Annotated in this window: 24 protein-coding genes and 1 tRNA gene; 9 read left to right on the top strand and 16 right to left on the bottom strand. The window is 63.0% G+C overall.

The window, feature by feature from the left end; genetic code table 11:
• Window positions 1–448 precede the first annotated feature (448 nt).
• Window positions 449–1,411, bottom strand: coding sequence for a DNA-binding protein YbiB (gene ybiB, locus JMY28_RS03190; RefSeq protein ID WP_201694445.1), 963 nt, complete (start codon window positions 1,409–1,411; stop codon window positions 449–451).
• 247 nt (window positions 1,412–1,658) lie between these two features.
• Between ybiB and JMY28_RS03185 the strand changes: the two genes are divergently transcribed.
• Window positions 1,659–2,357 (top strand): fumarylacetoacetate hydrolase family protein, encoded by a 699-nt coding sequence (locus JMY28_RS03185; RefSeq protein WP_201694444.1) that lies wholly within the window; start codon window positions 1,659–1,661, stop codon window positions 2,355–2,357.
• 44 nt (window positions 2,358–2,401) lie between these two features.
• Window positions 2,402–3,049 (top strand): maleylacetoacetate isomerase, encoded by a 648-nt coding sequence (maiA, locus tag JMY28_RS03180; RefSeq protein ID WP_201694443.1) that lies wholly within the window; start codon window positions 2,402–2,404, stop codon window positions 3,047–3,049.
• 97 nt (window positions 3,050–3,146) lie between these two features.
• Here maiA and ftsY read toward each other — a convergent pair whose 3' ends face one another.
• Window positions 3,147–4,331, bottom strand: a complete 1,185-nt coding sequence (gene ftsY, locus JMY28_RS03175) for a signal recognition particle-docking protein FtsY (RefSeq protein ID WP_201694442.1) — start codon at window positions 4,329–4,331, stop codon at window positions 3,147–3,149.
• Window positions 4,332–4,622: 291 nt separating this feature from the next.
• Here ftsY and rsmD point away from each other — a divergent pair, with 291 nt between their 5' ends.
• The 3 genes from rsmD to JMY28_RS03160 all read left to right on the top strand — a co-directional run bounded on the left by rsmD (window position 4,623) and on the right by JMY28_RS03160 (window position 6,214).
• On the top strand, window positions 4,623–5,261 hold the full coding sequence (gene rsmD, locus JMY28_RS03170; protein ID WP_201694441.1) for a 16S rRNA (guanine(966)-N(2))-methyltransferase RsmD: 639 nt from the start codon (window positions 4,623–4,625) through the stop codon (window positions 5,259–5,261).
• Between the two features lie 108 nt (window positions 5,262–5,369).
• The gene (gene coaD, locus JMY28_RS03165; RefSeq protein ID WP_201694440.1) at window positions 5,370–5,873 is read left to right on the top strand and encodes a pantetheine-phosphate adenylyltransferase; all 504 of its coding nucleotides are present in this window, start codon (window positions 5,370–5,372) and stop codon (window positions 5,871–5,873) included.
• An 80-nt stretch (window positions 5,874–5,953) separates the two neighbouring features.
• Window positions 5,954–6,214 carry a YfhL family 4Fe-4S dicluster ferredoxin gene (locus JMY28_RS03160; protein ID WP_201694439.1) on the top strand — a complete coding sequence of 87 codons (261 nt, stop codon included), beginning with the start codon at window positions 5,954–5,956 and terminating at the stop codon, window positions 6,212–6,214.
• A 68-nt stretch (window positions 6,215–6,282) separates the two neighbouring features.
• Here JMY28_RS03160 and hisC read toward each other — a convergent pair whose 3' ends face one another.
• The 8 genes from hisC to JMY28_RS03120 form a co-directional block, all read right to left on the bottom strand.
• Window positions 6,283–7,350 (bottom strand): histidinol-phosphate transaminase, encoded by a 1,068-nt coding sequence (hisC, locus tag JMY28_RS03155; protein WP_201694438.1) that lies wholly within the window; start codon window positions 7,348–7,350, stop codon window positions 6,283–6,285.
• A 15-nt stretch (window positions 7,351–7,365) separates the two neighbouring features.
• Window positions 7,366–7,968, bottom strand: coding sequence for an aminoacyl-tRNA hydrolase (pth, locus tag JMY28_RS03150; RefSeq protein WP_201694437.1), 603 nt, complete (start codon window positions 7,966–7,968; stop codon window positions 7,366–7,368).
• Window positions 7,969–8,117: 149 nt separating this feature from the next.
• Window positions 8,118–8,726 (bottom strand): 50S ribosomal protein L25/general stress protein Ctc, encoded by a 609-nt coding sequence (locus tag JMY28_RS03145; protein ID WP_201694436.1) that lies wholly within the window; start codon window positions 8,724–8,726, stop codon window positions 8,118–8,120.
• A 169-nt stretch (window positions 8,727–8,895) separates the two neighbouring features.
• Window positions 8,896–9,852 (bottom strand): ribose-phosphate pyrophosphokinase, encoded by a 957-nt coding sequence (locus JMY28_RS03140; RefSeq protein ID WP_069265235.1) that lies wholly within the window; start codon window positions 9,850–9,852, stop codon window positions 8,896–8,898.
• Window positions 9,853–9,941: 89 nt separating this feature from the next.
• Window positions 9,942–10,018, bottom strand: a tRNA-Gln gene (locus JMY28_RS03135).
• A 49-nt stretch (window positions 10,019–10,067) separates the two neighbouring features.
• Window positions 10,068–10,970, bottom strand: coding sequence for a 4-(cytidine 5'-diphospho)-2-C-methyl-D-erythritol kinase (ispE, locus tag JMY28_RS03130; protein WP_201694435.1), 903 nt, complete (start codon window positions 10,968–10,970; stop codon window positions 10,068–10,070).
• A gap of 91 nt (window positions 10,971–11,061) precedes the next feature.
• Complete coding sequence (lolB, locus tag JMY28_RS03125) at window positions 11,062–11,724, bottom strand: lipoprotein insertase outer membrane protein LolB (RefSeq protein ID WP_201694434.1); 663 nt, start codon at window positions 11,722–11,724, stop codon at window positions 11,062–11,064.
• Window positions 11,724–13,559 (bottom strand): tetratricopeptide repeat protein, encoded by a 1,836-nt coding sequence (locus JMY28_RS03120; RefSeq protein WP_201694433.1) that lies wholly within the window; start codon window positions 13,557–13,559, stop codon window positions 11,724–11,726. Before JMY28_RS03120 ends, lolB begins: the two co-directional genes overlap by 1 nt.
• Window positions 13,560–13,681: 122 nt before the next feature.
• Between JMY28_RS03120 and mutM the strand changes: the two genes are divergently transcribed.
• The 4 genes from mutM to JMY28_RS03100 all read left to right on the top strand — a co-directional run bounded on the left by mutM (window position 13,682) and on the right by JMY28_RS03100 (window position 17,706).
• The gene (mutM, locus tag JMY28_RS03115) at window positions 13,682–14,512 is read left to right on the top strand and encodes a bifunctional DNA-formamidopyrimidine glycosylase/DNA-(apurinic or apyrimidinic site) lyase (RefSeq protein WP_201694432.1); all 831 of its coding nucleotides are present in this window, start codon (window positions 13,682–13,684) and stop codon (window positions 14,510–14,512) included.
• Between the two features lie 15 nt (window positions 14,513–14,527).
• The gene (gene mutY, locus JMY28_RS03110) at window positions 14,528–15,661 is read left to right on the top strand and encodes an A/G-specific adenine glycosylase (RefSeq protein WP_201694431.1); all 1,134 of its coding nucleotides are present in this window, start codon (window positions 14,528–14,530) and stop codon (window positions 15,659–15,661) included.
• A 273-nt stretch (window positions 15,662–15,934) separates the two neighbouring features.
• On the top strand, window positions 15,935–17,086 hold the full coding sequence (locus tag JMY28_RS03105; RefSeq protein ID WP_201694430.1) for a DUF2515 family protein: 1,152 nt from the start codon (window positions 15,935–15,937) through the stop codon (window positions 17,084–17,086).
• Window positions 17,083–17,706, top strand: a complete 624-nt coding sequence (locus JMY28_RS03100; protein ID WP_201694429.1) for a flagellar biosynthesis sigma factor — start codon at window positions 17,083–17,085, stop codon at window positions 17,704–17,706. The genes JMY28_RS03105 and JMY28_RS03100 overlap by 4 nt, the downstream gene beginning before the upstream one ends.
• 73 nt (window positions 17,707–17,779) lie before the next feature.
• Here JMY28_RS03100 and JMY28_RS03095 read toward each other — a convergent pair whose 3' ends face one another.
• The 6 genes from JMY28_RS03095 to JMY28_RS03070 form a co-directional block, all read right to left on the bottom strand.
• A complete protein-coding gene (locus JMY28_RS03095; RefSeq protein ID WP_201694428.1) occupies window positions 17,780–18,415 on the bottom strand; it encodes an LON peptidase substrate-binding domain-containing protein in 636 nt (211 codons plus the stop codon).
• A gap of 42 nt (window positions 18,416–18,457) precedes the next feature.
• The gene (gene rapZ / locus JMY28_RS03090) at window positions 18,458–19,351 is read right to left on the bottom strand and encodes an RNase adapter RapZ (protein WP_201694427.1); all 894 of its coding nucleotides are present in this window, start codon (window positions 19,349–19,351) and stop codon (window positions 18,458–18,460) included.
• A gap of 135 nt (window positions 19,352–19,486) precedes the next feature.
• Entirely contained in the window at window positions 19,487–20,455 is a 969-nt protein-coding gene (gene hprK / locus JMY28_RS03085; RefSeq protein WP_028201859.1) for an HPr(Ser) kinase/phosphatase, read from the bottom strand.
• Window positions 20,456–20,610: 155 nt separating this feature from the next.
• Window positions 20,611–21,066: a PTS IIA-like nitrogen regulatory protein PtsN gene (gene ptsN / locus JMY28_RS03080; protein WP_028201860.1), complete on the bottom strand. Its 456-nt coding sequence runs from the start codon at window positions 21,064–21,066 to the stop codon at window positions 20,611–20,613.
• Window positions 21,067–21,419: 353 nt separating this feature from the next.
• The gene (gene hpf / locus JMY28_RS03075; RefSeq protein ID WP_028201861.1) at window positions 21,420–21,776 is read right to left on the bottom strand and encodes a ribosome hibernation-promoting factor, HPF/YfiA family; all 357 of its coding nucleotides are present in this window, start codon (window positions 21,774–21,776) and stop codon (window positions 21,420–21,422) included.
• Between the two features lie 173 nt (window positions 21,777–21,949).
• A complete protein-coding gene (locus tag JMY28_RS03070; protein WP_201694426.1) occupies window positions 21,950–23,467 on the bottom strand; it encodes an RNA polymerase factor sigma-54 in 1,518 nt (505 codons plus the stop codon).
• Window positions 23,468–23,530 lie beyond the last annotated feature (63 nt).

Raw genomic sequence — 23,530 nt, 5'->3', positions numbered from 1 at the left:
GACGGCGGTAGCCGGCGCGGCGAAAGCGGACGTGAACGATGCCCATGCAACGTGCATTTTGACCTCGCGACTCGTCCGAACGGTAAGCGGACGAATGCAGACGACAGGTTGTAGAGATACAGCGGATTTGGGGTACTACGAGAACTGCTTTGGGAGGACCGCGGTGACCGGAGAGGGGGTCGTTGCGGCGCTACACCAGCTTTAGGCTAGGCGTAGCGATAGGGCCGATAGTAGGCCGAAGGCAATGCGGAGGGTGTTCGGGTAGGAACGCATCCGTCCAATGTAAATCAGGGCGGATGCGCGTGTCAACAGGGAATTTGCAGATAGGCCACGTGAAGATGCGTGAAGATAGCCGACAAAGCGCGCCGATGCGTTTCTACCTATCGACGCGGGTCGCCCGTCCGCGCGGCTTTCAGCGCATTGGGCGGCGCGCGGATTCGATCGGTCTTTAACGTTTCGCGATGCGCTTGATCGTCTCGATCTGACGCGCGATGGCTTCGGGAACCGGCGCTTCGCCGCGCAGCACCGCTTCGATCCATGCCGCCGTAGTGGGCGCATCGCGACCTTCCGGAAGATCGATTTCGGGAGCGCCGGGTGATGAACGCTCCGGCTCGATCAGCGTCTCGCAGATGCCGTCGTGCAGCCAGTCCACCTGCACCTGGCGCCGCGTATCGGCGACAGCTTCCCCTTCGGTGCCGCGCGCGAGCAATGCGCCGCCGACAGCCGCGTCCGGGTGCGCCGCGAAGAGCGCGCTCAGGCTTTCCCGGTACGGCGGGTGCGTGTAGTTCACGAGGCGCAGGCCCGGCTCGGCGAACGGTTGCAGCAGCTTGACGAGCGTATGGGTCGAGTTGCGCACACCCATGCGCCGACGCAGCGAAAGCAGCCGTGCGAGCTGCGGCGCGAGCGTTTCGATCGAAGAAAACGCCACGCGGCTCGACGCGAGCTGCGCCTCGATTTCGGCGTGATTGTGTGCTTCGGGCCGGTTCAGCGCGGCGAAGATTTCAGCGCTCGTCACGCGGCCCGGATCGGTGGCGACGCCGTGCACGAGCGTCGGCACGCCTTCGCGCGCGAGCAGCAGGGCCAGCAGCGGCACGAGATTCGGCTGCTTGCGCGCGCCGTTGTAGCTGGGAATTGAAACAGGCCGATAGTCGCCTGCCGGCGTTGCCAGCGGTGCGAACGACGCGTGTGCCGCGCGCAGCATGGCAGCGAGTTCCACTGCAGTTTCGCCCTTGAGGCGGTAGGCGAGCAGCACCGCGCCTAGCTCCAGCTCGGGCACGCGGCCGTCGAGCATCGCGGCGTAGAGCGCGTGCGTGTCTTCGGCCGAAAGCGAGCGAGCCCCGTGCGGTCCGCGGCCGATCTCCTTGATGAAGCGGGCGCACGGGAAGATGTCGGTGGAATCGGCGGTGGTCATGGGCGAGCGCGGTTCGTTCGACGGCGCGCGGCGCGCCGCCGTCGTATTGAATTGGGGATGCGACAAGTATCGCATGAGCACGCTGTGCCTCGCCGGCCACCTGAAGACTCCGCCGCGCGCGCTCACCGTCGCGCGTTACACTCGCGATTGTTCTGGCGCGCAAGCCGCACCTCCACGCCTGACAAGCCGTAAAGATCTACAGGCCCGCGTGCCTCGCGCACACCCCATCACAAAGACGGAGAACTCCATGACGTACGTATTCGAACCGGCGGCGCTCGCCTCGGTGCCGGTGGCTGGCAGCGACTCGCGTTTTCCCGTGCGGCGCATCTACTGCGTTGGCCGCAACTACGAGGCGCATGCGCGCGAGATGGGCCACGATCCGAACCGTGAGCCGCCGTTCTTCTTCTCCAAGCCCGCCGACGCCGTGCTCTATGTCGCACCCGGTTCGACCGCCGAGTTTCCCTATCCCGCGCAATCTAAGAACGTGCACTTCGAGATGGAACTTGTCGCGGCGATCGGCAAGGGCGGCAAGGATATTCCGGTCGCAAGCGCGCTCGACCATGTCTACGGCTATGCGCTCGGTCTCGATATGACGCGCCGGGACTTGCAGGGCGAGGCGAAGAAGCTAGGTCGTCCGTGGGATACGGCGAAGGGCTTCGATCATTCGGCGCCCATCGGACCGATCCATCCGGTTTCGAAAATCGGCCAGCTCGCGAAGGGAGAAATTTGGCTCGCGGTCAACGGCGAGGACAAGCAGCGCTCCGACATCTCGCAAATGATCTGGCCGGTTGCCGACACGATCGCGTTCCTTTCGACGCTGTTCGAGCTCAAGGCTGGCGACCTGATCTATACGGGCACGCCCGAAGGCGTGGGCGCCGTCGTGAAGGGCGATCTGATGACGGGCGGTGTGGCGGGGATCGGCGAATTCGCCGTGCGGGTCGTCTGAGCGGCGCGGTCCGCATCACGATTCAAAAGGAGCAAGAGAGGAGCATGAAGCTTTACAGCTATTTCCGCAGTTCGGCATCGTATCGAGTGCGCATTGCGCTGAATCTGAAGAACCTGTCGTACGAGTACGTGCCGATCCATCTCGTGCGCGACGGCGGCGAGCAGCTCAAGCCTGCCTATCTCGAGGTCAATCCCGACGCGATCGTGCCGGCGTTCGTCGACGACGAAGGGCACACGCTCCAGCAGTCGCTCGCGATCATCGAGTATCTGGAGGAGACGCATCCCGAGCCGCCGCTGCTGCCGCAGTCGCCCGCCGATCGCGCGCACGTTCGCTCGCTCGCGCTGCAGGTGGCATGTGAGATTCACCCGGTGGACAACCTGCGCGTGCTGAAGTACCTCAAGCACACCGTTGGCGCGGACGACGCGACGAAAGACGCGTGGTACCGCCACTGGATCGAGGCGGGTTTCGCGACGCTGGAACAGCGGCTCGCGAGCGATTCGCGCACCGGCAAGCTCTCTTTCGGCGACACGCCCACCGTCGCCGATCTTTGCATCGTGCCGCAGGTCTACAACGCGAACCGGTTCAAGATCGACACGACGCGTTACCCGACTATTCAGCGCATCAACGACTACGCGCTCACGCTCGACGCGTTCGCGCGCGCCGCGCCCGGCGTGCAACCGGATTCGGAGTGAGCGGCTGACCGGCTTACGTTGGCCTCGTTAATAAAAAAGGGCGTCGTTCGCGAGAACGACGCCCTTTGTGTATCTAAATCCGGTTAAACGTGTGCTTTTAGCCGCCAAGCAGCGCGTCGGTGAATTCCTCGGCCACGAACGGTTGCAGGTCTTCGACCTTCTCGCCCACGCCGATGAAATACACGGGAATCGGGCGTTGCCGCGCGATCGCGGCGAGAATGCCGCCCTTGGCGGTGCCGTCGAGCTTCGTCACGATAAGGCCGGTGAGACCGAGCGCGTCGTCGAAGGCCTTGACCTGCGCGAGCGCGTTCTGGCCTGTGTTCGCGTCGATCACGAGCACTACCTCGTGCGGCGCACCGTCGAACGCCTTGCCGATCACGCGCTTAACCTTCTTCAACTCGTCCATCAGATGCAATTGCGTGGGCAGGCGGCCCGCGGTGTCGGCCATCACCACGTCGATGCGGCGTGCGCGCGCGGCGCTCACGGCGTCGAAGATCACCGCGGCCGGGTCGCCGCCTTCCTGCTGCACGACTGTCACGTTGTTGCGCTGACCCCAGATGGCGAGCTGTTCGCGCGCGGCGGCGCGGAAGGTGTCGCCCGCGGCGAGCAGCACGCTCTGGTCGAAGCTCTGCAGATGCTTCGCCAGCTTGCCGATGCTGGTGGTCTTGCCCGCGCCATTCACGCCCGCGATCATCATCACGAGCGGCTGAGCGTGACCGAGCATGAGCGACTTTTCGAGTGGTTTGAGCAGGCCGATGAGCAGCTCGCGCAGGGCATTCTTCACCTGCTGCGCGTCGGTCAGGCGCTCGGCGCGTACTTTCTGGCGCAGCGTTTCCAGCAGATATTCCGTGGCATCGACGCCCGCGTCCGACATCAGCAGCGCGGTTTCAAGCTCCTCGTAAAGATCGTCGTCGATCTTCGCGTTCACGAAGATGCTCTGGATGTTCGAGCCCGTTTTCGAGAGCCCTGACCTCAGGCGCTTGAGCCAGGATTGCTTTGCAGCGGCCTCGAGCGCGGGCGGTGGGACGATCTCGACGGTTTCCGGTTCGTCATCGTCGGCGGCGATGGCTTGCGGCGGAGCGACAGGCTTGACCGGAGCGGTCACGGGCGGCGCGGTCACGGCCGGGGTAACGGACGGCGCAGGCGACGTTTCGCGCGCCGTGCTGACGGGTGCCTCAACGGCCTCGTCCGGCGCCTCGAGCGTGGCTTCGTCCTGAGCGTTCTCGGCCGAAGCGTTCTCGGCATCCTTCGAGCCGCGGAATCGTTTGAAGAAACTGAACATGGTATGGGGTGGGTCAGGCGCGCTGCGGGTCGGACCGAGGGGCGGTCAGCGACGGCAAGGGAAGAGGTAACGCGCGGAAAACATGGCATTTTATCAGGCACATTAGCTGGAGTCGCTGCGGCGTCGCTGAGGGGAGCGTTGCGGCGTGCGTGCGGCACGTGCGCGTCCCTGTGGTAACGTGCGCGCATTGGAGGATGCGACGCGAAAGCGTGGCGCCCGAACCTCGCAGTCGAGTTCCACCGGCAGGTTGACTGCCGGCGGTCAAATGCACACAGCCGTACGACCCAACGCATGACCCGTTCCTCGTCCTCACGTGGCCAAGGCAGCCGCTCCCATCAGTCCGATCCGCGCACACGTGGCGGCGGCGCACACACGGTCCGTATCATCGGCGGCGACTGGAAGCGCACGCCGCTGCCGGTGCTCGATCTCGATGGACTACGCCCGACCCCCGACCGCGTGCGCGAAACGCTTTTCAACTGGCTCGGCCAGCGCCTCGACGGCCTGCGCTGCCTCGACCTGTTCGCGGGCAGCGGCGGCCTTGGCTTCGAGGCGGCCTCGCGCGGCGCCGCGCGCGTCGTGATGGTGGAGCGCAGCGCGCGCGCCGCTGCGCAGTTGCGCGCGAACCAGGCGCGCCTTGGCGCGCGCACGATCGAAATCGCGGAAGCCGACGCCCTGCGCCTCGCGGCCAATCTCGCGCCAGGCTCGTTCGATGTGGTGTTCCTCGATCCGCCGTTCGGCGACACCGCGCTGCTCGAACGCTCGCTAGAACTCGCCGCGCCGCTTGTCGCCCCGGGCGGATGGTTTTACGTGGAGTCTGGCGAGCCGGTCGATCCGGCTGCGCGGCCCGCGCTGGCAGGCTGGCGCGTGGCGCGCGAGGGCAAGGCGGGTGCGGTTCACTATCATTTGCTGCAGCGCGAAAATGAGGAATAATGCGCGTTCGATAAGAAGCGGCGGGCGGCTTGGCCGTCACGCGCGCACGTGCGCATGCGTCGCCACGACACTGCATTGCGCCCCATTTCTGTTGAGAGGAGAAGCCTCATGGTAGTCGCCGTGTACCCCGGTACCTTCGACCCGCTCACGCGCGGCCACGAAGATCTCGTGCGGCGCGCGTCGAGTATTTTCGACACGCTGGTAGTCGGCGTTGCGGACAGCCGCAACAAGAAGCCTTTCTTCTCGCTCGAGGAGCGGCTCGAGATTGCCCACGAGGTGCTCGGACATTATCCGAATGTCCAGGTCATGAGCTTCAAGGGGCTCCTGAAGGACTTCGTGCGCACCAACAACGCACGCGTGATCGTGCGCGGCCTGCGCGCGGTATCGGACTTCGAGTACGAGTTTCAGATGGCAGGCATGAACCGCTATCTGCTGCCCGACGTCGAGACGATGTTCATGACGCCTTCGGACCAGTATCAGTTCATTTCGGGCACGATTGTGCGCGAAATCGCCCAATTGGGCGGAGATGTCAGCAAGTTTGTGTTTCCTTCCGTGGAAAAGCGCCTGCAGGACAAGGTGGCCTCGATGGGCGGCCCGGTCACGAAGGCGTGAACGCGCGGCGAAAGCAGCGTAAACTATGGGGCTAAGCAACGTGTGAGCCGGCCCTCGCGCCGGCAGGAAGTGAGATAAGCATGGCCCTGATGATTACCGACGAGTGCATCAATTGCGACGTGTGCGAGCCCGAGTGCCCGAACGACGCGATCTCGATGGGCCCGGAAATCTATGTGATCGACCCGAGGAAGTGCACCGAGTGTGTCGGCCATTTCGGTGAGCCGCAGTGCATTCAGGTGTGCCCGGTGGAATGCATTCCCAAGAATTCGGAGCATGCCGAGTCGCCCGAGCAATTGATGCAGAAGTATCACGCGCTGACGGCGGCGAAGAACGCCGCCTGAATCGCTGAATCCTCCGGAAATAAAAAACGCGCCAACTGGCGCGTTTTTTATTTCATCTTGCCGGCTTCTTACGCGACGATGGCCTTCAACGCATCGGCGAGGGTATCGCACTCGGCATCGGTGCCGATCGAGATACGCAGATGCTGATTTACGCGCGGCGCGTTGAAATGGCGCACGAAGATCTCCTTTTCGCGCAGTTTGGCCGCAATTGCGGCCGCGTCGTGTGCGGGATGCTTCGCGAACACGAAATTTGCCGCCGAAGGCACCACTTCGAAGCCGAGCGCCGAGAGCGCGGCCGTCAGACGCTCGCGGCTTGCGATCACGCGCGCGCTTGTCGTCTTGAGCCATTCGGCGTCTTCGTAAGCGGCCGTCGCAGCAGCTTGCGCGAGGCGGTCGAGCGGGTACGAGTTGAAGCTGTCCTTCACGCGGTTGAGCGCATCGATGAGATCGGGGTGACCGAACGCGAACCCCACGCGCATGCCCGCGAGCGAGCGCGACTTCGAAGTCGTGTGCACGACCAGCAAGTTGGAATAGCGGTCGATCAACGCGATTGCCGATTCTGCGCCGAAATCCACATAGGCTTCGTCGATCACCACCACCGATTCCGGGTTCGCAGCGACGAGCCGCTCGATTTCCACGAGTGGCAGCGCGTGACCCGTGGGCGCATTCGGATTCGGAAAGATCACGCCGCCATTCGGCTGCAAGTAATCGTCGACGCGAATCGTGAACTGCCCGGTAAGCGGCACCGTGTGGTACTCGACGTCGTAGAGCCGCGCGTAGGTCGGGTAGAAGCTGTAGGTGATGTCCGGAAAGAGGATCGGCTTGTCGTGCTTGAGCAGTGCCTGGAACGCGTGGGCTAGCACCTCGTCCGAGCCGTTACCCACGAACACCTGTTCCGCGCGGATGCCGTGATGTGCGGCCACAGCGGCGCGCAGGCGCTTCGCGACGGGGTCGGGATAGCGGCGCAGCGACTCGCCCGTCTCGCCCAGCTCGTGGTGGATCGCCTCGAGCACGCGCGGGGAGGGTGCATAGGGGTTCTCGTTGGTATTGAGCTTGACCGGCTTCGCGAGCGCGGGCTGTTCGCCCGGCACGTAGGGCACGAGCCGGTTGACGATGTCACTCCAGTAACGACTCAAGACGCTCTCCTTGTTTCAACCATTGCGATGCAACTGCATCACCGCGCGTTCGGCCTCGCCCTTCACGAACGTCGGCATCACGGCGAGCGCGCGCTCGATCGAGGCGTCGATCACGTCCTGCTCTTCGCGGCGCGGCGGCTTCAGCACGAAGTTCGCGACATCGGGCTTGGCGCCTGCGCGCGCGCCTTCGGGAATCAGATCGCGCGGATGGCCGATGCCGATGCGCAAGCGCCAGTACTGTTGGGTCGAGAGATGCGCGGAAATATCCTTCAAGCCGTTGTGGCCGCCGCTGCCGCCGCCGAGCTTGAGCTTGACGGTGCCGGGGGGCAAATCGAGCTCGTCGTGCGCGACGAGGATCTCATCGGGCAGGATCTTGAAGAAGGCCGCGAGCGCAACGACCGATTGCCCCGAGCGGTTCATATAGGTCTGCGGCTCGAGCAGATGCACTTCCTCGCCGTAGAGGCGCGCCTTCGCGTAGTGGCCGTGGAAGCGCCGCTCGTCGCGCAGTGTCGTCCCGGCTTCGCGCGCGAGCTGGTCCACGAGCCAGAAGCCCGCGTTGTGGCGCGTCGCCGTGTATTCGGCGCCCGGATTGCCGAGCCCGACGATCAACCTGATCATTGTGGTGTTCCGCCTGCGGAAGTCAGTAAGTCGACCCGCAAGTGTACGAAAAAGTGCGAAAAAAAACCCGCCGGGGCGAACCGCGGCGGGTCACGTCGTCCGTTTCAGGGAAACGGATCGAGAGGATCGGCTCGTTGAAGCCGCTGCGATTACTCTGCAGCCGGCGCTTCTTCGCCTTCAGCAGCCGCCTGGGCGCCAGCCGGCACGGGTGCCGACGCGACGACCGGGTTTTCGCTTTCCACGTGCGGGACGAGCGTCACGCCGGCCGGCAGCGTGATGTCCTTGGCGTGCAGCGACTGGCCAGCTTCGATCTTGGCGAGGTCGACTTCGATGAATTCCGGCAGTTGGCCCGGCAGGCACTGGATTTCGATTTCAGCCAGAACGTGCGAGATGATCGCGCCACCCGTCTTCACAGCCGGGTTGGTTTCCTGGTTCATGAAGTGCAGGGGCACCTTCGTGTGGAGCTTCTTGTTCGGATCCACGCGCTGGAAGTCCACGTGCAGCACGAGCTGACGGAACGGGTGGTATTGCACGTCGCGCAGCAGCACTTGCTGCGACTTGCCGGCCACTTCGAGGTCGAGGATCGACGAGTGGAAGGCTTCTTTCTTGAGGGCGTGCCACAGCGCGTTGTGATCGACTTCGATCAGTTCCGGCTCCGCGCCGACACCGTACACGATGCCAGGGGTCTTGCCAGCAATGCGCAGGCGGCGGCTCGCACCCGTACCTTGCAGGTTACGCTCGAAAGCGATGACTTTCATTTGATTCTCCAATGCACTGCCCGCGACCAGGCAGTAAAACGGGGCCTTTTTAGCAGAATGCCCGCCTTAGGGCCCCCAGCGATGCAGCGCGAACCTTCGTCCGTTCGCGCCGATTACGTGCAAAAGCGCGGCGTTCTTGCGAACACCGCGCCTTGCGCGTCAATTCTTATCAGCTTTCCGCGAAGAGCGACATCACCGAGTCGCCGCGACGGATACGCGAGAACGTTTCGGCGAGAAGTCCTGCGCTCGTGAGCGAGCGGATCTTCGCGCACGAACGCGCTTCGGCGCCGAGCGGAATCGTGTCGGTGACGACCAGCTCGTCGAGCGCCGAGGCGGCGATACGCTCGCCTGCGCCACCCGAGAGAACCGGGTGCGTGGCGTAAGCGAACACCTTCTTCGCGCCGCGTTCCTTCAGCACTTGCGCCGCCTTGCAGAGCGTGCCGGCGGTATCGACCATGTCGTCCATGATCACGCAGGTGCGGCCTTCGACTTCACCGATGATGTTCATCACTTCGGCGACGTTCGCCTTCGGACGACGCTTGTCGATGATGGCGAGATCGCAATTCAGTTGCTTGGCGAGCGCACGGGCGCGCACCACGCCGCCGACGTCCGGCGAAACGACCAGCAGGTTCTCGTGATTCTGCTTGCGCAGATCGCCGAGCAGCACGGGCGTTGCGTAAATATTGTCGACGGGAATGTCGAAGAAGCCCTGAATCTGGTCGGCGTGCAGATCCATCGTGATGATCCGCTCGACGCCGGCGATTTCCAGCATGTTCGCCACGACCTTCGCCGAGATGGCGACGCGCGCCGAACGGGGGCGGCGGTCTTGACGGGCATAGCCGAAGTAGGGGATAGCTGCTGTGATCCGGCCTGCGGATGCGCGCTTGAGCGCATCGACCATGATCATCAGTTCCATCAGGTTGTCGTTGGTCGGCGCGCAAGTCGACTGAAGGACGAAGACGTCCTTGCCGCGCACGTTTTCCTGGATTTCGACCTGGATTTCACCGTCGGAAAAGCGGCTAACCATAGCCTTGCCGAGGGGAATACCGAGGATCTTGACGACTTCCTGGGCAAGCGCGGGATTTGCGTTGCCAGTAAAAACCATCAGGCCGTCATGGCTGCTCATCATGCACCTGCTGCGGACTTGGGGGGGCGAGAGGAACTACTTAGGCGAACTGCTCTGGGTAACCCACAGTGCGAACTGCCTGGAAATTTTGGCAGGGGAGGAAGGACTCGAACCCTCGCATGCCGGAATCAAAATCCGGTGCCTTAACCAACTTGGCGACTCCCCTACACTCAACTTGAGCCTGGCTGACCGGTAGGTCAATCAACCACGCAAAACTATGCCGCGAAAGCGAAGAGTGGATGCGTATTCAGACTCGAAGCTACCGCGCTTCTCCAGTCCGGTTGTTCCGCAAGCAGTTTGGCTTGTGCCGATTCTGCTTCGGACCGACTGGCGAATGCTGCAAAAACGCTGGCACCCGATCCGGTCATCCGCGCTGGTGCGATGCTGTTTGAGACATTCTCAAACCATCGAAGCACCTGCGCTACTTCCGCGTATTTTCCCGCGACAACCGCTTGCATATCGTTATGGCCGAAGCTATCTGGCCATCCGTTTTGCGTTGCCTGCTGTGCAAGAAAGACTGCTATTGTGCAGGTCTTTGTGTCCCTTGTCAACGAGTTTTCCGAAAAAATCTCAGCAGTAGGAACATGAACCCGCGGCGTCACAACCAAAAAATGACGCGGGGGCAATTGTACAGCCTCCAATGCTTCTCCAACACCCTCCGCGAATGCATTTTTCCCGAACACGAAGAAGGGCACGTCCGCGCCCAGCTTGAGTGCGAGCGCCTGCAATTCTTCGCGCTGCAAGTTGAGCTTCCAGAGGCGGTTGAGTGCGAGCAGCGTCGTGGCCGCGTCCGAGCTGCCGCCACCGAGACCCGCGCCCATCGGCAGACGCTTTTCGATGTCGATCTCGACGCCCTCGCCCGTGCCCGTGTGTTCCTTGAGCAGCGTCGCCGCGCGCACGGTGAGGTCGTGCTCGGCCGGTACGCCTTCCACTTCGACGGTGCGCGTGATGCGGCCGTCCCGGCGGCGCGTGAAATGCAGTGTGTCGCCCCAGTCGAGCAACTGGAACACGGTCTGCAGATCGTGATAGCCATTGGGACGGCGACCTGTGATGTGCAGGAAGAGATTGAGTTTCGCGGGCGCTAGGCAGTCGCGCAGCGAGTCCTGGGTTTCGATCATGATGCTCTAGGGATGATGCCTGGATCCTGGCCGGCGCGTGCCGGCCAGATCTTGCTGATGAGAGACAGTTGTCGGACAGTAAGCAGCCCGCTTACTGGTCGAGCACGAGCTTGATCTGGAGCGGCGGATCTTCGCGCGTGAGATTGACGCGCTTCACGCCCGTGGCCGGCGCGTCTGCATAGGCGACGTAATCGATGGTCCAGCCGTCCTGTTCGATCTGCGAAAGCCGTTGCGGATTCTGCGGGTCGGGCGTGGTGCGCGCGCGCGACGTGGGCGCAACCGATGGCTGCAGCCAGTAGCGCAGCCCTTCCACGGGCAGGGCGAAGCCGAGCGCCTGCTGCATGAGCGTGCTCACGTTGTCGGCCGTGAGCGGCTGGCGGTTAGGCAGTTCCAGCGTGGCTTGCGACGGCGCGGAAGTGACGAGCGCGAGCGTTTGGCCGAGCGGATTGAGCAGTTGCAGCGTCACCGTCGAATCGGTCTCGTGCCACTCGAAGTTGCCGTACGCGTTGCGCTGCTGGCCGTTCTGGTCGACATACTGCACAGCGAAACGGCCATGATAGGCACGGTTAGTCTGCGTAGTGAGCGAGGTCGTGGCATTCGAGGTGGACGGCTGGCGCGGCGGTTGTTGCGTGGCGCAGCCCGCGAGTACGAGGAGCGCCGCCGCCGTTGCGCCAAGCGACGCCCGCCGCACAAAGCGGGCGGCGCGCGTAGTGCACAGGGCCTTTGGGGAAACTGAAGTGAAAAAATCTGCCATCAGAGATCGTTGACCTGGAGGCGCTTGAGCGTCTTCTGGAGCGTGTCATTGTCGGGTTCGAGCTTGCGGGCCTCGCGCCACGCGGCGCGTGCGGCGTCCTGGTCGCCGTTTTTCCAGAGCACTTCGCCGAGGTGCGCGCCAATTTCCGCGTTCGGCTGGAGACTGTAGGCCTTGCGCAAGAGCTTGATCGCGTCGGCGTTGTCGCCCAGGCGGTATTTCACCCAGCCCACGCTGTCCATGATGAACGCGTCGTCCGGTGCGAGCGCCGAGGCTTTTTCAACCAGTTTGTCGGCTTCCTGCAGGCGCTGGTTGCGGTCCGCGAGCGAATAGCCGAGCGCGTTGTAGGCCTGCGGATTGTCAGGCTGCGTCTTGATCAGCTTGCGCAATTGCGCTTCCATGATGTCGTAATGGCCGTTTTTTTCGGCGGCCATCGCGTAGTCATAGGTGAGGTCCGGGTCGTCCGGGAAGTCGGCGGTCGCCTTCGCAAGCCGTGCCTCGGCTTCCGGGTAGCGCTTCGCGTCGAACAGGATCGCGGCGTCGGTGCGCGCGATCAGCGCCTGGTCGCGCGGATCGTCGGCCTGAATGCTCGCGAGCTGGCGGCGCGCGTCGTCGGTCTTGCCTTCCTTGTCCAGGATTTGCGCGCGCGTGATCTGGGCCGGCACGTACTGCTGGCTGCTCGGCTGGATCTTGTCGAGCCACTTCTGCGCGCCGGCATCGTCCTTCTGCTCGACCGCAAGTTGCGCGAGGTAGATATAGGCCTGACCGGGGTCCGCGGCCGGATTCTTCTCGGCAAGTTGCGCGTATTGCGTCAGATACTTCTGCGCGGCGTCGAACTTTTTCTGCTGCACACTGATAAGCGAGAGCGCCATGAGCGGCATCAGGTCGTTCGCGTTGTCCTTGTGCAGGATCTCGAACTGCTTCTGCGCGTCGTCGAGGCGGTCGGCGGCGAGATAGGTTTGCGCGAGCGCAAGACGGCCTTCGCGCGACTTCGGATTCTGCTGGACGTACTTTTCGATCGACGCAATGCCTTCGGCGCGCTCCTCCGGCCCCATCTGCGCGAGCATCAGCGCGGCGGGAAGATAGTCGGGCTTGAGCGCGAGCGCCTGCTCGAACGACTTGCGCGCGTCGGGCACGTCGTCGGCGAGCAGTTGCTGGCGGCCGATCGCGAGCTGCGCCTCGGGGCGGTTCAAGTCGTCCTTGAGCAGCGTCTTGAGCACATTCAGGCCGCCCACGCGATTCGGGCCGCGCGAAAGCAGAAGCTGCAGCGAGAGGATTGCCTGGCCGCGGCTGTCGGCCGGTACTTTCGCCAGTTCGCTCGCGAGCAGCGGCTGGGCGTCGTCGGGCTTGCCGGCGAGCACCAGCAGCGAGGCGTCGAGTTGCGCGGCACGCTCGGAGTCGGGCGCGTACTGCTGCCAGAGCTGGACCGCAGTCAGGGCGTCAGAAGGGCTTTGCGCCGCGAGCGCGATTTCGGTCGCGCGCTGCGCCATGCGCGGGTCGTGCGTGTCGCGCGCGAGCGCGAGATAGGTTTGAAAGGCGGGCGCGGGCTGGTCGCGTTGCAGCGCGACTTCTGCGGCGAGCACCTGAAAGACGATCTGGCTCGACAGCGGCACGCTCGGCAGATCCTTCTTTTCGTCGGGCGAGGCCGGACCGAAAGCGTCCGGCATGGTGACGGAAGTGTCGTCCGTGTCGGGGGACGGATCCTGCGCATACGCGCTCGGCGTGGTCAACGCCCAGGCCGCGAGAACCGCGGTGCCAAGGAGGCGACGCGCGAGGGCGGCAGGCATGCGGCGCGTCGCGGGACGCTTCGCGAACAGCTTAACGAAAGACAGTTCCATGGAATTCCGTCGAATGTTTCGGTCGATTGTAACGCGCTGGCTACAATACGCGCACAACGCGCACACACGTTTACGCAAGTTGCAGACCAACCCGGACCAGCATCCGAATCAGGCCGCCAGACATGCCAGAGTTACCAGAAGTTGAGGTTACCCGAAGGGGGATCGAACCGTGGGTCGCGGGCCGCCGCGTTGAGCGTGTGGAGGTGCGCAACCCCGCATTGCGCTGGCCCGTGCCGGCCACGCTCGCCCGTACGCTGCGCGGCCGCACGATCCGTTCCGTCGGCCGCCGCGGCAAATATTTGCTGTTCGAGATCGACGAGGGCTGGTTCATCGTGCACCTGGGCATGACCGGCACGCTGCGCGTGCTGCGCAATCTGCCCAAGCCCCCTGCCGCGGAGAAGCACGACCACGTCGACTGGTTTTTCGACGACTTCACGCTGCGCTTTCGCGACCCACGCCGTTTCGGCGCCGTGCTCTGGCATCCGCGCGAGGCTGGCGACGTGCTCGGCCATCCGCTGCTGGCGGGGCTCGGCATCGAGCCGTTCACGCCGGCATTCGACGGCGCACTGCTCTTTCGCGGGACACGCGGGCGCAAGGTTGCCGTCAAGCAGGCGCTCCTCGCGGGCGACATTGTGGTGGGCGTTGGGAATATCTACGCGTCGGAGAGTCTGTTCCGTGCCGGTATCCGGCCGACGACTCCAGCCGGGCGCGTTTCGCTCGCCCGCTACGAACTCCTCGCGGACGCCGTGCGCGCCGTGCTCGCCTCGGCCATCGAGAAGGGCGGAAGCACGCTGCGCGACTTCGTTGGCAGCAACGGCGAAAGCGGCTATTTCCAGCTCGAATACTTCGTTTATGACCGGGCGGGCCAACCCTGCCGCGTGTGCGGCACGCCGATCAAGCAGATCGTGCAGGGCCAGCGTTCCACTTACTTCTGTCCGCGCTGCCAGCGCTGAGCGCCAAGCTTTTATATGTACCGAACTTCGTCCACTTCCGCGCCGCTGCCGGCTGGCGCATATCCCGCTGAACTGCTCACCGGCTTTGCGCCGCGCCTGATTGCCTGGCAGCGCGAGCACGGCCGTCACGACCTCCCGTGGCAGAACACGCGCGACCCGTACCGCATCTGGCTCTCGGAAATCATGCTGCAACAGACCCAGGTCTCGACTGTGATTCCGTACTACACGCGTTTTCTCGAGCGCTTTCCCACGGTCGAATCGCTCTCCGCTGCGCCCGACGACGACGTGATGGCGCTCTGGGCCGGCCTCGGTTATTACTCGCGCGCGCGCAATCTGCACCGCTGCGCTCAGGTCGTGACGCAAACCCACGGCGGCAAGTTTCCGTCGACGGTCGAGGCGCTCGCAGAGCTGCCAGGCATTGGCCGCTCGACGGCGGCGGCGATCGCGTCGTTCGCGTTCGGCGCGCGCGCGACGATCCTCGACGGCAACGTGAAGCGCGTGCTCGCTCGCGTGTTCGGCGTGGAAGGCTTTCCTGGCGAAAAGCGCGTAGAGAACGCGATGTGGACGCTCGCCGAAACGCTCGTGCCGGGTCCCAAAGCGAGCGACGCCGATGTGAGCGCGTACACGCAAGGCTTGATGGATCTCGGCGCGACGCTGTGTGGACGAGGCAAGCCCGATTGCGCGCGCTGCCCGTTCGCCGACGACTGCGTGGCGAACACGATGGGACGTCAGCGCGAACTGCCTGCCGCGCGTCCGAAGAAGACCGTGCCCACGCGGCGCACGTGGATGCTCGTGCTGCTCGACGGCGACGCGGTGATGCTGGAGAAGCGCCCGCCATCGGGTATCTGGGGCGGTTTGTGGAGCCTGCCCGAAGCCGCCGATGAACCCGCGCTCGCTGAGCGCGCGCGCGACTTCGGCGTGACGCCTGAGCGCGCGGCGTCAAGCTCCGCGCTCATGCCGCTTACGCATACGTTCACGCACTTCAAGCTCGACATCGAGCCGCGCGTGATCGAACTGAAGCGCAACGCCACGCCGCTCGAAGTGAACGATGGACAGAACGCATGGGTGTCGCTCGGCAATATCGACGCGTATGGTCTGCCCGCACCAGTGCGCAAGTTGCTCGACGGTTTGCGTGGACCGCTGATCTGATCGGGTAATTCGACGGTAGATGCAGGCGGTTAGCCCACCTGGACGGCACGCATCGCGCTTCTAGCTTTGCCTCACGAACTGGGCACCCGCCTTCCGCTCGTGTGACTCTGCGCGCAAAATGTAGGGCGCCCTCGTCATGCGAAGTTGAAATGCGTGATCTCGCGCGTAGCGATCGGATGTTTCGCGTTGTAGTACCTGCGCAGAAGTTTCCTGTCTATCGTCAATACCCCTCCAGTCAGACTTGCTACGGTGGTCCTCTTCCAGGAGGGGACGATGACACAGTGCTTCAAGGACCACGCGTGCGACGATTTGGAGTTGCACAAGAACACAACGGCGCTCGCAGAGTGCGAGAGCTACTTCACCGAAGAGAACGGGCGGAAGGTTAAGATCACTGAAGTGCCGGTGCTCACCTGTGCGTGCATTTGGCGTGAATACCAGAAAGAAGCGGAAGACATTGTGGCACCGGGTGGCACATTGATTGCCGATCCAAAAATCCGGAACCGCGCAATCAACGCTGCCTATGCCAAGTTATGGTTGAGCGATCCCCGCTTTCAATGGGCCGGCCTTGCGGCCTTCGCCTCTAAGCAGGTTGGCTGCGGCCTGCTGCATGCCGCCGATTCGATCAAGAAGATTCAAGCTGAACATGATGCTGCTCAGCGCATGGCACAAAGTTCCAGGCCAAGCTGGGGCATTCCCGGCCTGCTCAGTGTCAGCAAGGTCGATGAGATCGCACAACGCAACTACGAGCAGGCTCGCCGCAGCAATCCGGTGCCAAGCATTGACGTTCGCCGCGATGGCGATCTGCTATCGCTGGCGCAGCAGCAGTACCAGCATATGTACGATATGCTCGCCTTGGGCAATACGACGCTGTTCCTGGACGTGTTTCCATTACATGCCTTCTACAAGAAGCGTGGGCTCAGCGAGCTTAAAGTCTGCCTGCGTGCACGCCAAAGGATAGTTAGGCAGTCTCCTCCTGTCTTATGGCCAATCGTAGATAGATTGCCCTTTGGTTGGGATTACCCTCAAATCCTGCAGGCCTTCGAGGCCATTGATTCTGGGTATATAGCCGAGAGTGTTGTTTATTTGGCGCAGCATGAGCAGATCAACATCCTGCAACCGGCGATGTACGGCGACCCACAATTAGTAGCTCTGCTGCGTGCTGACCAGGCGTCCTATGTCACTGGCTTTCCGTCTGGTGTGGCTGAGGCTATCGAACTTACGCTCACCAGTCAGTGCGGCCGCATTGATGACGGACGCAGCATCAGCTTTAGCAGGAACCCCGCAGCCGACCTATCCGACGCTAATCAGCGCATGCCCTTTGTTCTCAAGGCTGCGGCTCGGTTTGACGAGATGCTTCACAACGCCAATCGCAGCCTTGTTGAGCAATCCATTCAGGATATTGCAGCAGGGCAAGGTGTGCGATGAAATGGCTGGCACCCAAGGGCTACGGGCGAATTGGGCCTGGCTTGCTCGCATTGGGCATGCTCTTACTGGCAGCCCTGCTATGGTGGGAACGGGCGCATCCCAAGAATCCAGAAATTGCGCTGGTAATCGGCGAGCCTTGGGAAAGTATGCGTCAGCGTTCCAGCGCAAGGATTGATCCGGCGATTCCAGACGAAATTTGGTACAACATCCCGAAGTCAGATGCACGACTGCGCTTCGTTGATCCTCAGTACGGATTTGTGACCCCGCAAGCCCGTTTCTTCACTGTGAGCTACGCGAAAGGGCTTGTGGATAGCGTGCGCATGTCGCCGCAGATCGAGCCGCTTGCGCTTAACGACGCGCTGAAGGTTGCACTGGACCTGCAAGAGCAGTGGCGTAAGGGAGGATGGGAGCCCATCCACGCCATGGACGATCCGCCGTTCGCCGATACGCCGGACTGGCGTGCGGCCTTGGCGGCGTGCCAGCCCAATGTAGTCTATTGGAGTGCTGGTCAGCGTTTCCAGATTATGCTTGGCATGGCATGTTTCCGGGATGACAAGCAACCTGACGAGAGGCGATACCTCATCACGCTTGCCCTTGCCAAACCTTGGGTGGATCCTTGAGCATGTATTTTGGATGCGCTCTCTTCTGCAGCGGGAGCGAGGATGACCGCGCGATCCAGAGGCCGTTACCGCCTCAAAGCAACTGATGCTGCTGCATGTAGTGATGCACGATTTCGATACGCGCACCCGCGTCGTTCAGCTCCATGAGCTTCTGACGCGCGCGCAGAGCGATCGGCAGCACCTCGGCGAGACGGTTCGATACCCACGAGGGATCGTCGAAGCGAAACGGCTCCGCAAACGGCAGGCTTGCGGGATCGCGCTCGCGAATCGTCGCGATGATGCGCTCGAGCACTTCCGCACACGCGCCGAATTGCGCGAGCTGTTTGCCGCCTTCCAGTGGAATGTCTTCGGGGATCAGTTCGGCCATGCCCACGAGCAGGCCGTCGGCTTCCACGCGATGCGAGAGCAGATGAAAGCGCTGCGTGCCATGCGCCTGGATATGCAGCATGCCGACGGTTTCGACATCGCATTGCTCGATGAGCGCGAGGCAGCCAACGGACTCCGGCACGGCGATCTCGTCGGGCAGCGCGACTTCGGCGCCGCTTTTGAGCAGACACACGCCGAACGGCGTGTGCTCGCGCAGGCACTCGCTCGCCATGTCCACGTACCGCGCTTCGAAGATCTTGAGCGGCAGCAGACCGCCAGGGAAGAGCACCGTATGCAGCGGGAACAGCGGCAAATCGGCAAGCACGGCAGGAGACGAGGACATGGCGCAACGCTTTCGGTTAAGGGCCGCGCGATGCGCAGCCGGTTAGGCGATCAGCCGTGACGACTCTCCGACATCGAGAGGCGCGTCGCGGTGACGCACGATAACGTTCGACTCGCCAGCAAAGCGCGCGGCGAGCGTCTGGGCGATGAACACCGAGCGATGCTGTCCGCCCGTGCAGCCAATCGCAACGGTGAGATAGCTGCGGTTGTCGGCGCGAAAATGCGGCAGCCACTTCGCGACGAACGCGTAGATATCTTCGATCATTTCGTGGACGGCCGGCTGCGCATTCAGAAAGTCGATCACGGGCTGATCGAGCCCGGTGAGTGGCCTTAGAAGGGCGTCGTAATGCGGGTTCGGCAGCGTGCGAACATCGAACACGAGGTCCGCGTCGAGCGGCACACCGCGTTTGAAGCCGAACGATTCGAACGTGAGCATGAGCGAGCCCCGCTCGCCTTCCACGAACACCTTGACCCACTGACGCAGCGCGTTAGAACTCAGATTGCTCGTATCGACCTGATGGCCGAATTCGGCAAGGTTCGAGACGAGCTCGCGCTCGTGCTCGATGGCTTCTTCGAGCGACTTGAGCATGCCCACATTCGCGTCGTGCGCGGCGGAGCCCGACAGCGGATGGCGGCGACGTGTTTCCGAGAAGCGCTGGATGAGCGACTGCGTGCTCGCATTGAGGAACAGCACGCGCACGTCGTGGCGACGCGCGAGGTCGCGGATCATCTCCGGCATGTCGTCGAACGACGAACTCGAGCGCGCATCGATAGCGACGGCGAGGCGTTCGTAGCCGTCGTCGCTGAGATATTGCGCGAGTTGCGGTAGAAAGCGCGGCGGCAAATTGTCGACGCAATAGTAGCCGACGTCTTCGAGCGCGTTGAGCGCCACTGACTTGCCGGAACCCGAAATGCCGGTGATCAGGATGATACGCATGGGAGAGTCGATGAACCCGATTGGGTCATCATAGCATCCGATCCGCGCGCCTGTATTGGCTCTCCGGGCCGCAGTGGCTTGTTTCGAGGGCGTGCGAGGCGTGATTCGCGCGCTTGTTCGGAACGTATTCGGGCGTCAGATCAGCTTGCCGGGAAACTGGCTGTCGGGGTCCTGCATGGCCAGACGCTGGCGGTCCATGAAGTCGCGCAGCGTGTCGATACCGCGCAATTGCAGGATCGTGTTGCGCACGGCGGCCTCGACCAGTACGGCGAGGTTGCGGCCCGCGGCCACCTGGATCGTGACCTTGCTGATGGGCAGGCCAAGCACGTCCACGGTCTGGCTCTCCAGCGGCAGGCGCTGGAACTCGCCGTCCGGGCGGCGCACGAGCTGCACGATGAGCTTGAGCTTCATCTTCCGGCGCACGGCCGTTTCACCGAAGATCGTCTTGATGTCGAGCAGACCGAGGCCGCGCACTTCGAGCAGGTTCTGCAAGAGCGGCGGGCAGCGGCCTTCGACGAAATCGGGGCCGAGGCGCACGAAATCCACAGCGTCGTCGGCCACGAGGCCATGGCCGCGGCTGATCAGCTCCAGACCCAGTTCGCTCTTGCCGAGACCCGAGTCGCCCGTGAGCAGCACGCCCATGCCCAGAATGTCGAGAAACACGCCGTGCAGCGTCGCGCGCGGCGCGAGAATGCGCGACATGTAAAGGCGCAAGCTGTCGATGACGGTGGCCGCCGACATCGGCGTGGTGAAGAGCGGCGTGGACGAACGCGTACAACGCAGCACCAACTCGGGCGGCGCGGTCATGCCGTCGGCGACCACGAGGAAGGGCGGTTCGAGTGCGATCAGCTCGGCCATGTGGCGCGAGCGGTCTTCGTCGGTTTGGCGCTGGTAGTAGTGGATTTCGGCGTCGCCGAGCACCTGGATACGGTTCGGATGGATGAGATTCAAGTGGCCGACGAGGTCCGCGCTCGCCGTGGCCGTGGCCACCGTCTCGGTCGAAAAGCCGCGTTCCCAGCCTTCGTGCCCCGTCAGCCAGCTGAGTTTCAGCGTGGTGGCGTTGTCGTCGAAGATGCTTTGGGCGTTGATGCTGGAAGTGTCCATGAGTCGGTGACTCCGCGAGATGACTCGCTTAACGGCTAACTAGATTGTGTGAACCTGGAGGGCTCGCGGCTGCCCGCGCCTTGCAACGAGCGGCGGGCGCGCGCTTTTCGGCCGCGCGTACCGCGACCGCGCCCCGCAAGACGCCGCACATTACATCAAGGTTGCCACTGGGTGAGCAGGCGATGCAACGTTTCGCGGTCTTCTTCCGTATGGAGCCGCTCACGCGTTTCGCGATCTGACAACAGTTGTGCGATCTCGGACAGGATTTCAAGGTGCTGCTGCGTGGCCTGTTCAGGCACGAGCAGGAAGATGAGGAGCGAGACGGGCTGACCGTCTGGCGCTTCGAAGGCGATCGGCTCGGCGAGGCGCACGAAGGCGGCTTGCGGCTGCTTCAGACCCTTGATGCGGCCGTGCGGGATCGCGACGCCTTCGCCGAGGCCCGTGGAGCCGAGGCGCTCGCGGGCGAAAAGATTGTCGGTGACCGTGCTGCGGGCGATGCCGTTCTGGTTTTCGAAGATCAGGCCAGCCTGTTCGAAGACGCGTTTCTTGCTGGTAACGGACAGGCCGACGACGACGTTCTCGATGGGAAGTATTTTGGCTAAACGATTCATGTTGGCAGGCGAAAACGTGGCCTGAATGCTCCACACCCCGACCGCTGCCCGATTTGGCGGCAGCTTTGGATCTGGCGACGAAGCCCGGTGCCGGGACCGTGGGGACCTGTTGGTGCGTTAGACCCCGTAATACGACTGGACCATTATAGAACAAGCGTCCACGCCGATGGTGCGATGCGCCACGCATAAGCGCAACCCTCGTTTCCCGGTTGCACCCAGCGGTAAAACCCTGCGTTGCGCCAACTCACGAAAAAGCCGCCCGGTTCGGGCGGCTTCGCTTCGAGGGGCGGAGGATGAACTATCGACTCCAGCCCCGGTTCATGGCGCGGATTGCCACAAGGAACACTGTGGGATCACTGCGGCGGGATTTCGATGATGGGCGCAGGCTGGTGCTTGATCGCCTCATGTTGATGTCCCTGCACGCGGTCCTTATGACGTACGACCTGGCGGTCCAGCTTGTCGACCACGAGATCGATGGCGGCGTACATGTCGCCGTTAGCGCTCTCCACAAATATGTCCTTGCCTTTCAGATGAAGGTTCACTTCAACCTTCTGTCTCTTATCCTTTTCCTTATGGTTGTCGACCGAGAGGACCACATTGCCATCGATTACCTGATCGAAATGTCTTAGCACCCTGTCCAGTTTGGTGATCACGTATTCTCGCAACGCTGGCGTTACTTCGAGATGGTGTCCACTGATCTTCAGATTCATAGTGCTTCTCCAGGCTAATGGCCGCGTGACGCGTGAAGTGCGGCAATGCCGGTCGACTGTCTGCCAGTGCGCGGCTCCCCGAAAGGCCTGCGACGGCGGGCTAACTCGGCCGGCCATGTCCGCCAACGGGCGTAGCGACCGGAAAACGCCTGCTCCGTGAAAGCCGGAACAAGCTAAAGAGACTTGCGCAGATTGACCGCTGGAATCTTCAGCGCCTCGCGATACTTCGCAACTGTGCGTCGCGCGACCACGAAGCCCTGTTCCGCCAGCAGTTCGGCGATGCGGCTGTCTGAAAGAGGGGATTTGGTGTTCTCGGCTCCTATGAGTTGCTTGATGAGGGCGCGGATGGCGGTGGATGATGCAGCGCCTCCGGTGTCCGTCGATACATGCGATCCGAAGAAGTACTTAAATTCAAGTGTCCCGAATGGAGTCAGCATGTATTTACCGGTTGTCACACGCGAGACAGTTGATTCGTGTAGGCCCAGCGTATCAGCAATCTCCCTCAAAACCAAGGGGCGCATGGCGATTTCACCGTGCACAAAAAAGTTCTTCTGACGCTCGACGATAGCCTGCGCGACACGCAGGATCGTCTCGAAACGCTGCTGGATATTCTTGATCAGCCAGCGCGCTTCCTGCAGCTGTTGGCGCAGCGAACCGCTGCCCGGGTCGCCGCGGTTGTTGCGCAGAATATTCGCGTACAGATGGTTGATGCGCAGCTTCGGCACCACCTCCGGGTTGAGTTCGGCATGCCAGTTCTGGCCGGCCTTCTTCACGATGATGTCGGGCACCACGTAATCGGCTTCGGTCTTCCCATACGATGCGCCCGGGAACGGTTCGAGCGAGCGGATCAGCGCATGCGCCTCACGCAGCTCGTCGTCGCCCGTCTTCAGTTGCTTGCGCAACCGCGTGAAATCGCGCGCGGCGAGCAGTTCCAGATAGTGCGACACGATCTCGAGCGCGAGCGTGCGCGTGGGCGACGAATTGACGCGCAGCAACTGCAGCTTCAGGCACTCGGAGGCCGAGCGCGCACCCACGCCCGCAGGGTCGAAGCTATGCAGCAGCGCTAGCGCCGCATTGAATTCGTCGACGTCGACCTCGAGCTCTTCGGGGATGTCGGCAAGAATTTCCTCACAGGTCGCGCCGAGGTAGCCGTCTTCGTCGAGCGATTCGATGAGGAACGTGATGAGCGCGCGGTCGCGGTGGCTCGCGTTCGTTTCGCGCAACTGCGCTATGAGATGGTCGCGCAGCGTGGTGGTCGATTCGTGGATTTGCAGCGGCGGCAGGTCGTCGTCGTCAGATGCGTTGCCGGAGCGGCCGTAGTCGTCCAGGTTCCACTGGCTTGCGTCGCCGTTCGCGTCGCCGCCCAGGCCGTCGTACTCGTCCACGCCTCGCGGCTCGCTCTCGCTGTTTTCGCCGCTGCCGCTGGATGCCGTGGTCGAGCTGCTCGCGCCCTGCATCGGCTCGGCGCCCGAAGACGTGGGCGGCTGCGCGATGACCGAGCCGTCCGAGGCCACGCGCAGCGGGCTCGCGATCCAGTCATCCTCGTTTTCGAGCAGCGGGTTCTGCGAGATCGCCGTCGCGACCTCCTGCTGCAGTTCGAGCGTCGACAGCTGCAGCAGCCGGATGGACTGTTGCAGTTGTGGCGTGAGCGCAAGATGCTGCGAGAGGCGGAGTTGGAGGCTGGCTTTCATGGCGGTGTGCGAACCATTGTAAAGAGTTTGCCACGCGGACGAAACCACGGAGCATTCGCAAAA

Origin of the sequence: Paraburkholderia hiiakae (genome assembly GCF_904848665.1) — a bacterium.
GTDB classification, from domain to species: Bacteria; Pseudomonadota; Gammaproteobacteria; order Burkholderiales; family Burkholderiaceae; genus Paraburkholderia; species Paraburkholderia hiiakae.
This window is presented reverse-complemented; position numbering and strand designations above follow the sequence as displayed.

What these genes read in the sequence shown, in the direction of transcription:
- ybiB (WP_201694445.1), bottom strand. Translation starts at nt 1,411, where the DNA reads ATGACCACCGCCGATTCCACCGACATCTTCCCGTGCGCCCGCTTCATC.
- JMY28_RS03185 (WP_201694444.1), top strand. Translation starts at nt 1,659, where the DNA reads ATGACGTACGTATTCGAACCGGCGGCGCTCGCCTCGGTGCCGGTGGCT.
- maiA (WP_201694443.1), top strand. Translation starts at nt 2,402, where the DNA reads ATGAAGCTTTACAGCTATTTCCGCAGTTCGGCATCGTATCGAGTGCGC.
- ftsY (WP_201694442.1), bottom strand. Translation starts at nt 4,331, where the DNA reads ATGTTCAGTTTCTTCAAACGATTCCGCGGCTCGAAGGATGCCGAGAAC.
- rsmD (WP_201694441.1), top strand. Translation starts at nt 4,623, where the DNA reads ATGACCCGTTCCTCGTCCTCACGTGGCCAAGGCAGCCGCTCCCATCAG.
- coaD (WP_201694440.1), top strand. Translation starts at nt 5,370, where the DNA reads ATGGTAGTCGCCGTGTACCCCGGTACCTTCGACCCGCTCACGCGCGGC.
- JMY28_RS03160 (WP_201694439.1), top strand. Translation starts at nt 5,954, where the DNA reads ATGGCCCTGATGATTACCGACGAGTGCATCAATTGCGACGTGTGCGAG.
- pth (WP_201694437.1), bottom strand. Translation starts at nt 7,968, where the DNA reads ATGATCAGGTTGATCGTCGGGCTCGGCAATCCGGGCGCCGAATACACG.
- JMY28_RS03145 (WP_201694436.1), bottom strand. Translation starts at nt 8,726, where the DNA reads ATGAAAGTCATCGCTTTCGAGCGTAACCTGCAAGGTACGGGTGCGAGC.
- JMY28_RS03140 (WP_069265235.1), bottom strand. Translation starts at nt 9,852, where the DNA reads ATGAGCAGCCATGACGGCCTGATGGTTTTTACTGGCAACGCAAATCCC.
- ispE (WP_201694435.1), bottom strand. Translation starts at nt 10,970, where the DNA reads ATGATCGAAACCCAGGACTCGCTGCGCGACTGCCTAGCGCCCGCGAAA.
- lolB (WP_201694434.1), bottom strand. Translation starts at nt 11,724, where the DNA reads ATGGCAGATTTTTTCACTTCAGTTTCCCCAAAGGCCCTGTGCACTACG.
- JMY28_RS03120 (WP_201694433.1), bottom strand. Translation starts at nt 13,559, where the DNA reads ATGGAACTGTCTTTCGTTAAGCTGTTCGCGAAGCGTCCCGCGACGCGC.
- mutM (WP_201694432.1), top strand. Translation starts at nt 13,682, where the DNA reads ATGCCAGAGTTACCAGAAGTTGAGGTTACCCGAAGGGGGATCGAACCG.
- mutY (WP_201694431.1), top strand. Translation starts at nt 14,528, where the DNA reads ATGTACCGAACTTCGTCCACTTCCGCGCCGCTGCCGGCTGGCGCATAT.
- JMY28_RS03105 (WP_201694430.1), top strand. Translation starts at nt 15,935, where the DNA reads ATGACACAGTGCTTCAAGGACCACGCGTGCGACGATTTGGAGTTGCAC.
- JMY28_RS03100 (WP_201694429.1), top strand. Translation starts at nt 17,083, where the DNA reads ATGAAATGGCTGGCACCCAAGGGCTACGGGCGAATTGGGCCTGGCTTG.
- JMY28_RS03095 (WP_201694428.1), bottom strand. Translation starts at nt 18,415, where the DNA reads ATGTCCTCGTCTCCTGCCGTGCTTGCCGATTTGCCGCTGTTCCCGCTG.
- rapZ (WP_201694427.1), bottom strand. Translation starts at nt 19,351, where the DNA reads ATGCGTATCATCCTGATCACCGGCATTTCGGGTTCCGGCAAGTCAGTG.
- hprK (WP_028201859.1), bottom strand. Translation starts at nt 20,455, where the DNA reads ATGGACACTTCCAGCATCAACGCCCAAAGCATCTTCGACGACAACGCC.
- ptsN (WP_028201860.1), bottom strand. Translation starts at nt 21,066, where the DNA reads ATGAATCGTTTAGCCAAAATACTTCCCATCGAGAACGTCGTCGTCGGC.
- hpf (WP_028201861.1), bottom strand. Translation starts at nt 21,776, where the DNA reads ATGAATCTGAAGATCAGTGGACACCATCTCGAAGTAACGCCAGCGTTG.
- JMY28_RS03070 (WP_201694426.1), bottom strand. Translation starts at nt 23,467, where the DNA reads ATGAAAGCCAGCCTCCAACTCCGCCTCTCGCAGCATCTTGCGCTCACG.